General features: G+C 40.4%; 11 protein-coding genes. 7 read left to right on the forward strand and 4 right to left on the reverse strand.

All coding sequences use genetic code 11. The features are described from left to right. Nucleotide 1: 1 nt before the first annotated feature. Nucleotides 2-1339: a TrkH family potassium uptake protein gene (locus F887_RS08095; protein WP_005294545.1), complete on the forward strand. Its 1338-nt coding sequence runs from the start codon at nt 2-4 to the stop codon at nt 1337-1339. Here the strand turns inward: F887_RS08095 and F887_RS08090 are convergent. The 4 genes from F887_RS08090 to F887_RS08075 form a co-directional block, all read right to left on the reverse strand. Then, complete coding sequence (locus F887_RS08090) at nt 1327-1854, reverse strand: cysteine peptidase family C39 domain-containing protein (RefSeq protein WP_005294549.1); 528 nt, start codon at nt 1852-1854, stop codon at nt 1327-1329. The two genes, F887_RS08095 and F887_RS08090, sit on opposite strands and share 13 nt — an antisense overlap. A gap of 1 nt (nt 1855) precedes the next feature. After that, complete coding sequence (locus tag F887_RS08085; RefSeq protein ID WP_005294551.1) at nt 1856-3025, reverse strand: phospholipase A; 1170 nt, start codon at nt 3023-3025, stop codon at nt 1856-1858. 21 nt (nt 3026-3046) lie between these two features. Then, entirely contained in the window at nt 3047-5986 is a 2940-nt protein-coding gene (locus F887_RS08080) for an insulinase family protein (protein WP_005294552.1), read from the reverse strand. Nucleotides 5987-6114: 128 nt separating this feature from the next. Then, nucleotides 6115-6549 carry a GNAT family N-acetyltransferase gene (locus F887_RS08075; protein ID WP_005294555.1) on the reverse strand — a complete coding sequence of 145 codons (435 nt, stop codon included), beginning with the start codon at nt 6547-6549 and terminating at the stop codon, nt 6115-6117. 289 nt (nt 6550-6838) lie between these two features. Between F887_RS08075 and F887_RS08070 the strand changes: the two genes are divergently transcribed. The 6 genes from F887_RS08070 (at nt 6839) to cydB (ending at nt 12270) form a co-directional block, all read left to right on the forward strand. Further along, on the forward strand, nt 6839-7852 hold the full coding sequence (locus tag F887_RS08070; RefSeq protein WP_005294558.1) for an adenosine kinase: 1014 nt from the start codon (nt 6839-6841) through the stop codon (nt 7850-7852). Nucleotides 7853-7868: 16 nt separating this feature from the next. Further along, nucleotides 7869-8174: a Rieske (2Fe-2S) protein gene (locus F887_RS08065; RefSeq protein WP_141669874.1), complete on the forward strand. Its 306-nt coding sequence runs from the start codon at nt 7869-7871 to the stop codon at nt 8172-8174. A 22-nt stretch (nt 8175-8196) separates the two neighbouring features. Beyond that, entirely contained in the window at nt 8197-8808 is a 612-nt protein-coding gene (locus tag F887_RS08060) for an OB-fold-containig protein (protein WP_171067468.1), read from the forward strand. A 551-nt stretch (nt 8809-9359) separates the two neighbouring features. Then, entirely contained in the window at nt 9360-9551 is a 192-nt protein-coding gene (cydP, locus tag F887_RS08055; protein ID WP_005294565.1) for a cytochrome oxidase putative small subunit CydP, read from the forward strand. Then, a complete protein-coding gene (locus tag F887_RS08050; protein WP_005294567.1) occupies nt 9551-11128 on the forward strand; it encodes a cytochrome ubiquinol oxidase subunit I in 1578 nt (525 codons plus the stop codon). The genes cydP and F887_RS08050 overlap by 1 nt, the downstream gene beginning before the upstream one ends. Beyond that, nucleotides 11125-12270 carry a cytochrome d ubiquinol oxidase subunit II gene (cydB, locus tag F887_RS08045; RefSeq protein WP_005294569.1) on the forward strand — a complete coding sequence of 382 codons (1146 nt, stop codon included), beginning with the start codon at nt 11125-11127 and terminating at the stop codon, nt 12268-12270. Before F887_RS08050 ends, cydB begins: the two co-directional genes overlap by 4 nt. Nucleotides 12271-12272: the final 2 nt, after the last annotated feature.

A 12272-nucleotide genomic window follows, 5' to 3' on the forward strand; every position in this document is an offset into this window, starting at 1 on the left:
CATGGCATTCAAAATAAACTCCCAGAAAATTTTCAATCTCAGCCCGCCGTCTTTGCTGGCGATTGGATTTCTCAGTTTTATTATCATTGGCACGATATTACTGAAAATGCCAATTGCCAATAAAGGTAATGTCAGCTGGATGGACGCTTTGTTTACAGCAACCTCAGCGGTCACTATTACAGGTTTATCTGTCGTTAATCTAAACGAATCTTTTAATCATCTTGGGCAGTTTATTATTCTGTTGTTGATTCAATCGGGTGGTTTAGGTTTTATGACCTTTGCCATATTGGCTGCATTAAGTCTTGCTCCTAAACTCGGCTTAAAACAGCAAATGATGGCGCAGGACAGTTTGGGTCAAACCAGTCTATCTAAAGTTACTTTTGTCGCCAAAGGTGTGGTGCTGTATACCCTGTTGTTTGAATTAATTGGCGTGATTATCCTGACCGCTTCTTTTGCCCCCATGTATGGTTTTGCACGTGGGCTTTATTATGCTGTTTTTTATAGCGTTTCTGCTTTTAATAACGCAGGTTTTTCGTTATTTGATAACAGTTTGATTAACTTTCAAAGCCACTATCTGATTTGTCTAACCATCAGCATGTTATATACCCTAGGTGGGATTGGCTTTTTGGTACTCATTGATGTTAAACAAAATAAACGTTGGAGTAAGCTGACACCGAACAGTAAACTCATTCTCAGTACCATTGCTATTTTAAACCTCGTTGCATTTGTCTTGATTTGGCTATTAGAGTCTAATAATCCGCTCACCTTAGGTTCAATGAGTTTGGGCGAACAAGCCATGAATGCTTGGTTCCAAGCGACTGTGCCACGTTCTTCTGGATTTAATACCATTGATACAGGCTCTATGGAACATAGTACGGCCTTATTGACCATGTTATTGATGTTCATTGGTGGGGGTTCACTCAGTACCGCAGGTGGTATTAAAGTCGGTACTTTTGTAATCTTGTTGCTCTGTGTGATTTCCTTTCTACGGCGTAATGAAGAAATCCGTATTTTCAATCATTCCGTTTCACAGGAAACCACCTATAAAGCACTGGCCGTGACTTCAATTACAGGTATGCTGGTGTTTGTTGGCTGCTTTATTATTTTCTTGCTTGAACCAAAACTCGATGTGCTCGACCTGATGTTCGAAGTGGTCTCAGCGGCATGTACTGTAGGTCTATCACGTGGTGTAACCAGTGAACTCCATGATGGGAGTTTGTTTGTGCTCAGTCTGCTGATGTTTACCGGACGACTGGGACCATTAACCCTTGCCTATTTAATTGCGACTCCAAAGAAGAGCCGCTTAAAACATGCCAATGCCAATATTCAGATTGGATGATGATCTAAAGGCTGTTCGATCACAATCACTTGTCGACAAATTTCATCACTTTGACGTTGCTGCTCAAAGACTGCTTTAGGCATCACGTCAAAATGATCACAGAAACTAATCTCTTGTTCATCAATTGAATAAATCAAGGATTGGTTTCCCACACCTTGTAATGTGTCATAAAACACGATCACAAAGTTACCTTGTTCAAAAGTGTTCTGGATCTCTGAATAAGTTAAAGCAGCCTGAATCGAAATCTGGAGACTTTGCGCCTCCAGATAACTTTGCTTTTCTTTTTCATCCATATGAGGATCAGGTGCCGTATAGAACGACACCTCAAAGCCTAATTTTTTCAGTGCCACAGCCAAAGCAATGCTAAAGGTTCCATCTTTCTGATCATGACCACATAATTGAATCAGGTCAGCAATATCAATATGCGGATGATATTGCTTTAAGATAAGCCAGACTGCAAACACACCGCAATTTGCTTCAAGCTGCAACAAAGTATCTGGAATATTTAAACTCAATTTAATACCAGTTCATCAATGACACACCCAAGCCCGCATATGTTGCTCGGTGGTTATAATCAATCAGACTTTCGCCATAACCATCAAATAATTGCAGGTGACCACGCAATTTGCCTTTGATTGGAAAAGCCCAGTCGAACTGAACAGCACCGTGTGAACGGTCTCCGCCTTTCAATGAATGTCGTAACATCAAGGAAAAGTCGTTATCACCCTTGCGGTAAAATGCAGTTAAATCGCCACGACCGATATAATCTTTAATGTCTGGATTATTATCATCTTTCGCTTCTTCCTCGACACGATACCAAGGACGAACCATCAAGGCGAAATTATCTTTTTCAAACCCAAGATTGAAAATGACACGGTTCCAGCTACGTGATAATGGATCAGAACGACCATTGGATTGGTGATTCAAAGTCACACCAAGCAAACGTGCATTGAGACCCAAAACTTCATAGTTAGTTCTAAACATCAAACTTGCTTCAGGCTCATAATTGGTCTCGCGAAATGGTCGAGACTCTTCCGAGTTATACACTTGCCAACGAGATGATTGAGTATAACCAACCCAAAGGTCACCATTATCACCAAAAATATTTTCCCAAGCCTTGGTCTTAAACGACAACTGGAACTTGGCTTCACTCGACTTTAAGTCTTGTTTATCTTTGACTGTATTTTCAGGATTTGGACTACTTGGAAATTCGTTTTTGTCACTGGTCCAAAACATCGGCAATAAGTAAACAGGCTGATAGGCACGGATATTCCACACCCCCAATTTACTTTCCTCAGACAACTCCCAACGACGATCCAACAAAGAAACATTCGGATCAAACTTCGGTGCAGCACCCAACAGATGCAAGTCACTGACTTTTTGAACCACTTTGTCTTTTAAAGATTCAGGCTTGGCTTTTTCATTAGACTCAACCACGGGCATCGCTGCAGCAACCACAGGCGCGGCATCTGTCTGAGCTTGTGTTGGAATAATGGTAGGTGCTTTATACAGGCTATCATAACAAGCCAAACGTTCCGCATTTGCAGCCAGAGCCACACATGCTTCAACACTCGCAGGGCTAGTCGGTGCAGTTGATTGTGCATTCGCCAACGACGTCGTTAAAGAGCCAAGTATCGCCATGATACTGAGCTCCAAATGACTACGTTCAAAAGATTTGAACCCCATAGATTTCTCCGATTTTTTATTTTAATTGACTTGCTGAATATTAAATCCAAGTTTCTGCAATTCTTCGCGTTTCGCAAATGGCGCAACAACAGCTTTCACTGGTTTTTGAGCCAATAAGTATTGCTGTGCAACACGCTGTAAATCATCCAAATTCACGTTTAACAGACGTTCTCGCAAGATTTTTCGGAATTTTGGCGTACGTGCATGCAATAATGCATAACATGCAGTAATTGCTTCCCCTGCAGGTGAACCCGGTTTATCCATACCCGCCACAAGCCCCAGAATCGCTTCTTCAAGCTGATGTGGTTGTTGTTCGGTATTGAGTAACCATTGCACACTGGCTTCAAAATCATTAAACGTTTCAGCTAAGCGTGGATCACGATAGCTATAGAAACGGAACGAACACGCATTGCCATCATAGCTTGCTCCACCACCATATGCGCCACCTTTTTCACGAATGGCACTATGCAAGAAACCATTCCGTAAATAAGCCGCCAACACCATTAAAGGCGCCGCATCAGGATGAGCAACATCAACAGCTTGATAAGCAGATGCACAGAATTGAACATTGGCTTGGATTAACCATGCTTCATCTGCTGTGGTATTGATATGCTCAACTGAGGTTAAAGTCACAGGTGCTTGATCAACGGTCAGCTTATCCCAGACATTTTGAACCTCTTCAACCAAACGATCAGACTGGTGTTCTTCGCAGACCAATAGGAACTGTTTAGGCGCTTGCAGCAATTTGCGATGAATTGATTGCAACTCACTAATCAAGGCTTGATAAGCGCTATCGTCTTGATCAATTTTCGCAACCAAGTCACTGAGCCAATTCAATGCGCCTAAACCTGTATTGTGATAATCACGGCGTGCAAGAGCACTCATTTGACGTGAAGCAGCTTGCATCGCATAACTATGACCTGAACCAGACAAACGTGACTGCCAACGCGTTTTACGCTGTTGTAATAACTCGATAATGCGGTCTTTCTCATCAAAACGAAGTTGCTCAAATGCCAATTTTAATAATTGAATTGCATCCAGTTTTTGCGTCAGTGATTTTGTGGTCAAAGTGAGCCATGCACTGATACGGTCTTTATCATCGACCTTACTGCGCAAAGATGCACCCATACCCAAGCCACCACTGACTGCTGTTTGGATTTGCTGGAACTCCAAGTAATCATACTCACCTGCACCAACCTCACCCATTAAAATTGAGAGTAAATTGAAGTAAGGAGACTGTACGATTTCATCAGGGATCTGAATCAACACTTGTTGGTAGTAAATCCCATTGGTTCCAGCATGATATAGATTCAACGGTGTATCTAAACCATTACAGATGATTTCACGCAGTTGACCTTGCACAATTTGCAGTTCAGCAGGCACATCTTCCAAACCAACTTTAGGCAATAGTTCAAGATCATCAGGTGTGTCTTGACGCTGCTTCAATGCCGCGGTTTTTTCCTGAATTTCAACTTTCTGCGCATCAGTCAGATGAGCGGTAATCTCAGCCAAACGTGCTTGTTCAGCCTGTTGTTCTTTCACTGATTTGGTTGCATCAGGGACTAAGGTCATTTGTACACGATGCGGATTATCCAACAAGTGGGTTTGAATCAAGTTTGATAACCACATCGGGTCTTTCAACTCTTCTTTCACTTGTTCAATCGCAGAGTCCACATCCCAGACATGAACAGGATCACTGTGATGAATCGCACTACCTAATCCATTGAGAATCAGACTTAAACCATATGGAGTACCATCACCATTGATCTCACGCTGATGTAATTCAATTTGATGAAGAATGGCATCGACAAAATCAGTATCTACAGGCTTGGAAGCCACATCTTTTAGAATATCGAGAATGCCATTTTTAAATGTGTCTGCATGTTCAGCATTTGAACCTTGAACACCACAATAGAAGGTCATTTCAAAGTTGCTGTCATCAACGCCCATGAGTGGACCAGTTGATTGTGCGTAACCACAGGTTTCCAAATAATGACGTAATGGTGAAGCCGAGTTCTCTAATAAGATCCCCTCGACCAAACGCATCCCTAAACGTAATTTAGTATCGCTAGTTTCAGGCAATAACCATGACATTACATGGTAAGTCTTGTCTTTTAGATCTTCACTATCGACGGCATAACTTTCAGTCACCTCTACAGGTGCCGTTAAACGCTTCTCTGGTTTTGAATATAACGTGGTCCCTTGAGAGAACTTATGTAAAGCGAGTTTTTCGAACTGTTCTTGCAAGTCATATGCACTTTGATTACCAAAGGTCATAAATACAGCATTACTTGGATGATAGTGTGTTTTATAGAAATCAACCAACTGCTCATAACTTAAGTCTGGAATATCCTTCGGATCGCCACCAGAATTGTAGTGGTAAGTCGTTTCTGGGAATAAATGATGTGCAAGTTGATGATAAAGCTGATCTGAAGGAGAACTCATAGCCCCTTTCATCTCATTAAACACCACACCTTTATAAACGGCTTGATCATTTTCCAACTCAATCCGAATCCCTTCCTGCGCAAAGTCTAAAGGATTCAAATTGGCCGCGAAGGCAGCATCTAAATACACAGATAATAAGTTTTGAAAGTCTTTTTTGTTCTGTGTTGCAAAAGGATAAGCCGTCCAATCCGCTGCTGTGAATGCATTCATAAATGTATTCAATGAGCGGCGGATCATCAAGAAGAAAGGGTCACGTACAGGGAACTTTTCAGAACCACAAAGTGCCGTATGCTCTAAAATATGTGCAGCGCCTTTGGAATCCATCGGCTGAGTTCTAAATGCCACCAAGAACACATTTTCATCGTGTGTTGTAGCCAAATGGTAGTGAACTGCACCAGTCACTTTGTGCTTATATTCTGAAACTTGAATATCGAGTGCTTCTACATGGTGTTGACGTAATAGCTGAAACGCGGGATGTGTCGTTTGAGTAATGCTTTCAGTAACATCGACAGTCATGTGATCTCCAATTTATCTATTTAAATCATTACAATTGATTATAGAGAGTCTACCGAAGAATACGTATGGATATCCATGTAAATTACTATGTTTTTGTAGAAAAATGCAGCGGCTAATCAAAACACACTTTATTCAAAAATTTTTTGAAAATTACTATGGAGCGAAACCAGTGGCTCATATCCCATACTTTGATAGAAGTAAGCTGCGTTTTCTGTATCAGTGAGTAAATGTAATCTTTCAAAATGAGCTTGTGCATATCGTTCCACATGCAGCAATAAATACGTTCCTATTCTTTTCCGACGATAATCAGGATGGATATAGAAACGGCGCAAGCGACCAACTTTATTTAAATGATCAAAAGGATCTTGATTCAGCCCACCGACTGCAATCAATTGATTTTGTGAATAAACAACAAATAAAGCTTCACCAAATCGATCGAAACAATTCTTACCAGTTTGAAAATCCTGCTTTAATCGGTTTAAAAATTGAAAGCCTTCGCGTTCTGAACATTCGATTAACCCATCCAATGCTGGCGGTAAGTAATCAATTCGTTCTGTTCTCATTCAACATCCCCATAAACCATACAAGTTTAAAAAAAGCGTCATTTCAGCTGCGTGCTACTCTTATATTTGAATCTATTCTCACGATCCACGTAACCACAATACATTCCGATTACTTTTAATTGAGAATTATTATCGATACAAGCACATCTTCTCCAATTCTGATTATTGTCCTTTTTTGTTGTATATCTTTGGTTTTTAGAATAAATAAGATGAATTTCTTTCAACAAACTACTGTAATCTTGAGCATTAGTGTAAACTTTGCTTTTTGATTTTTACTGTGATGACAAACATGGCAACTGTTGATCTTTTTGCAATTGGTAATGCACTCATTGACCAAGAATTTAAAGTCTCAAATGAGTTTTTGACACAACAAGCGTTGCAAAAAGGCACAATGCAGTTAGCCGATGGTGAAACTCAGGCAAATTTATATCAACAATTACAAGCGACGCAAAGCTACAAAGGCCAAGCCAGTGGTGGTTCAGCAGCAAATACCACAGTCGCTTTCAGTGCACTAGGTGGTACTGCATTTTATGGTTGCCGTGTCGGTAATGATGAACTCGGTCATATCTATCTCGATGGCTTAAATGAAGCAGGCATTAAAACCGCGACACAATCAATTAGTGAAGGCGTAACAGGTACATGTATGGTTCTGATCAGCCCTGATTCAGAGCGCACCATGCAAACCTACCTTGGGATTACTGCTGAATTGTCTGATGAACAAATCGACCTTGAGCCGCTTAAAACTGCAAAATGGCTGTATATCGAAGGTTACTTGTCTACCAGTGATACTGCTCGTGTTGCAGTCAAACAAGCGCGTGAATTGGCTAAAGCGCATGGTGTTAAAATTGCTTTATCGCTTTCAGACCCAGCGATGGTGCAATACGCACGTCAAGGTCTAGAAGAACTGTTAGATGATGGCGTTGACTTATTGTTCTGTAACGAGCAAGAAGCACTCATGTTTACCGAAACAGAAAACCTTGATGCTGCAATTGAAATTTTAAAATTAAAAAATCAACATGTGGTGATTACTCAAGGTGCCAAAGGTGCTGTCATTGTAGATCAAGCACATCACTTCCATGTCAATGGTCGTGCGGTTGAAGCGGTGGATACCAATGGTGCTGGCGATGCATTCTCTGGTGCATTTTTATATGCAATCAATGCAGGTTTAAGCTTGGAAGCAGCAGCACAACTTGCTATTTTGATCTCAAGTGAAGTGGTTGCTCAATATGGACCACGTTTAAGCGTAGAAAATTACGCTAAACTCTTTGAACAATTCCAAAAAGCTCAACAGGAATGTGCATAACATGGAAAAGATTTGCATGACCGAAGAAGTCCCAGAACGGGAATCTCGTGCCTATGACACCATGAAAGGAACCACGATTTTTATTACTCAAAAAGATGGTAGTTTTTATGCCTATCAGAATGTTTGCCCACATTTGCAAACTGAACTTGAGTATTTAGAAAATCAATTCTTGGACCAAGATAAAGAATATATTCAGTGTTCTACGCATGGTGCTTTATTTTCTGTCGAAACAGGTGAATGTATTTCTGGACCATGTTTGGGTGACTTCCTTGAAAAAGTAAATTTGGAAGTCCACTCAGATGGTGGTATCTATATTGACTAAGCTTTAAATCATGAATTCTGCGATGACTGAGTTTTTTCTAAACTACTACCTTATGCCATTTCATATGAGCGTAGTCGCTTTAATTGTGCTCAGCATTGCGGAAACCATTGGCATCGTAATTGGTTTACGGCCAAGCCATTTAGTTCAAAAGCTCACTCCAGATTGGTTACTGAACTCTCCACTACTCGATGTAAAATTTTCTAAGTATTTGATCTTTGTTTTCTTACTGATCAATTTTAGTTTTGCAGGCTATTTTTTGGAACTATCGTTCTTTGCTTTGCAGCATTACTTTATCTCGCCTTACTATTTATTTGTTCCAGCACTGATCATCGATATCTTCTTTACCGTGTTTATGATTCACTGCCTAGATCAAGTGATTAAACCGAAGGTTACACATACCCATACCAATTTGGTTGGACGCTTAGCCACAATCTCAACTGGGAATGCCCGCCCAGGTTTTTCTGCTCAGGCACGTGTTCGTGATGAGTTTGGTCAACTCTATTATGTGCAAGTTGAACCAGAATATGGCGAACTCGAATTACAATCACAAGTGTTATTAATTAGCCAAAAATCGAATTCACACTATCTCGCGAAAAAAATATCGCTCTCAAATAATTTATTTACTCCTGACTGATTCCTGCTTTAAAAAGCGCTTTCAAAGAAAAAAGAGTTGTTTTTACATTTTATTACAAATATATGCTGCAATTTTTTTCAGTTTAGCTCTTCCCTTCTTATTGTTTTCATGATCGTGCTATTGCCCAAAACTCAACAGTGATGCCCATCACAATTTTTAGAATAATCTCTAGTCATACACTAGGTTTTGTGGTTATTTCACTATAAAAACTCTGTAATTTTGTAATCAAATAGTTAAGCCACTGTATATATTATAAATTTTATATTCATACTATTTTAGTTGGTTTAATATTTATTTAATTCATTTTAAACTATAGCTTTTTAATCAGATTTAAAATGATAAATACAACTGTTTTAATCAGATTTAAAAATAAATCCATATTATTTTAGTTGGTTAAAATAATTATTTTAAATAATTTAATAAAATCAATACAAATAACTGATTTACATAAACAATTTTAAATTAATTTATTTAAAAACTTTAAAGGTTTATTTTTAATGAATTTTATTTAATAATGTTTTACATCTTCTTTAAATATGAGGCTAGGTTCTATGAGCATAAGTTCTCAAGACCCAAATCGGCGACTCATTCGAGAAATTACAATTATTCTTATTATTAAAGTTGTACTGCTCTTGGTGATTAAACATATCTGGTTTGATGCCCCAACGATTCCAAAAGATTTTAACAATGAAGTTGCCGAGCGTATTGCTGGCGACATGTCCAAAACTCAGGAGACACGTTGATGATTTCTGAAAGCGTGGTCGATCTTTCGCGGTTCCAATTTGCAATGACCGCAATGTATCACTTTCTTTTCGTCCCTTTAACTTTAGGTCTAGCTTTCATTCTTGCCATTATGGAAACCACGTATGTGATTTCAGGTAAAGAAATTTATAAAGATATGACCAAATTCTGGGGAAAACTCTTCGGGATTAACTTCGCTTTAGGTGTAACCACTGGTTTAACCATGGAATTCCAGTTTGGTACCAACTGGGCCTATTATTCTCACTATGTAGGTGACATCTTCGGAGCACCACTTGCAATTGAAGGCTTAATGGCTTTCTTCCTTGAATCAACCTTTATTGGTTTATTCTTTTTCGGGTGGGATCGTTTATCTAAAGTCCAACACTTAGGTGTGACTTGGTTAGTCGCGATTGGCTCGAATATGTCTGCCTTGTGGATTTTGATTGCCAATGGTTGGATGCAAAACCCTGTCGGTGCTGCATTTAACTACGAAACCATGCGTATGGAATTGGTAGATTTCGGTGCCTTGATCTTTAACCCTGTTGCTCAGGTTAAATTTGTACATACCGTTTCTGCAGGTTATGTCACAGGTGCGATCTTCGTCCTTGCCATTTCAAGCTACTATTTATTAAAGAAACGTGATTTACCATTTGCACGTCGCTCATTCGCCATCGCTGCAATTTTTGGTTTAGCGTCAACTTTATCTGTCATTCTACTCGGTGATGAATCAGGCTACGAGTTAGGTGATGTTCAGAAAACCAAACTTGCTGCGATTGAAGCTGAATGGCATACCGAACCTGCACCTGCTGCATTCACCTTGTTTGGTCTCCCAAATCAGCAGGAAATGCGTACCGATTATGCGATTAAGATTCCTTATGTGATGGGGATTATTGCAACACGTTCTACAGACAAAGAAGTGACTGGTTTACGTGACTTGATGAAAGAACATGAAGTGCGAATCCGTAATGGTATGGTGGCCTATAGCGAGCTCGAAAAACTTCGTGCTGGTGATCGTTCGCCAGAACTGTTGGCTTCATTTGAGAAAAATCAAAAAGACTTAGGTTATGGTCTACTCTTGAAAAAATACTCTCCAAATGTAGTCGATGCCACTGAAGCACATATTCAAGCGGCAACTAAAGATACCATTCCAAACGTAGCTGCATTGTTCTTCTCTTTCCGTGCAATGGTGGCTTCTGGCTTCCTGATGCTATTGCTGTTCCTTTTCGCAACTTGGGCAGTCGCAAAACGTAATGCCGAAGGTAAACCGTGGTTACTTAAATTTGCTTTGTTTGCGCTCCCACTCCCATGGATTGCAGCTCAAACAGGTTGGTATGTAGCTGAAGGTGGTCGTCAACCATGGTCAATCGGTGAAATCTTACCGACACATCTTTCTGCATCAAGCGTCAGCGCTGGTGATGTGTGGGGCTCAATTATTGCATTGGCAGCGTTCTATACCGTGCTGCTCATTATTGAAATGTACTTAATGATCAAATTTGCTCGTTTAGGTCCAAGTTCTTTGCATACGGGTAAATATCACTTTGAAAAACTAGAAGCAAAAACTGGGGAGGCTCAATCATGATCGAATATGAACTCCTAAAAATTATTTGGTGGGTATTGGTCGGTGTACTACTGATTGGCTTTGCCCTCACCGATGGTTTCGATATGGGCTCAATGGCACTGATGCCATTTGTGGGAAAAACTGACTCTGAGCGCCGTGCTGCAATCAACACCATTGCACCACATTGGGATGGTAACCAAGTCTGGTTCATTACAGCAGGTGGTGCACTATTTGCTGCATGGCCAATGGTCTATGCGGTTGCGTTCTCCGGAATGTACTGGGCCTTACTCCTTGTTCTATTTGCCCTGTTCCTGCGGCCCGTCGGATTCGACTATCGCTCTAAATTAGAAAATACCCAATGGCGTACGTCTTGGGACTGGGGCCTATGCATCGGTGGTGCTGTACCTGCACTGGTGTTTGGTGTAGCATTCGGCAACTTGTTCCTAGGCGTACCGTTTAGCTTGGATGACACTTTGCGCTCACAATATACGGGTAGTTTCTTTGCACTCTTAAATCCATTTGCATTAATTTGCGGTATTGTCAGCCTATCAATGTTATGTGCACACGGCGGTGCTTGGTTGATGCTACGTACAGATGGTAATTTGCATAACCGTTCAGCCAAAGCAACACAAATCATGGCTATTGTATTTCTTGTCTGCTTCTTGGCAGCAGGTGCATGGTTAGTCTTTGGCAATATCTCTGGTTATAGTTATGCCACTGCCGTAAATACCAATGCTGCATTGAATCCACTGGCAAAAGATGTGGTAACCAATGCCAATCATGGCTGGTTAAATAACTATGCAACCTATCCAATCACCATGGCTGCGCCTATTGTTGCGATCCTCGGTGCATTATTGGTGATTGTCAGTGCCGCAAAACATAAATCTGCAGCAAGCTTCACAGGTACAAGTTTAATGATTGTCGGTGCAATCTTGACTGCCGGTTTTGCCTTGTTCCCATTCTTGTTACCTTCAAGCATTGATCCAACGTCAAGCTTGACCATGTGGGATGCTGTTTCTAGTCATAAAACCCTAGGTGTAATGACCGTTGCTGCATGTATCTTTGTTCCGCTCATTTTGATCTATACCTCTTGGTCGTATTACAAAATGTGGGGTGTCATCACCAACAAACATATCGAAGAAAATTCACATAGTTTGTATTAATG

Source organism: Acinetobacter sp. NIPH 2100 (assembly GCF_000369805.1).
In the GTDB taxonomy this organism is placed as follows: domain Bacteria; phylum Pseudomonadota; class Gammaproteobacteria; order Pseudomonadales; family Moraxellaceae; genus Acinetobacter.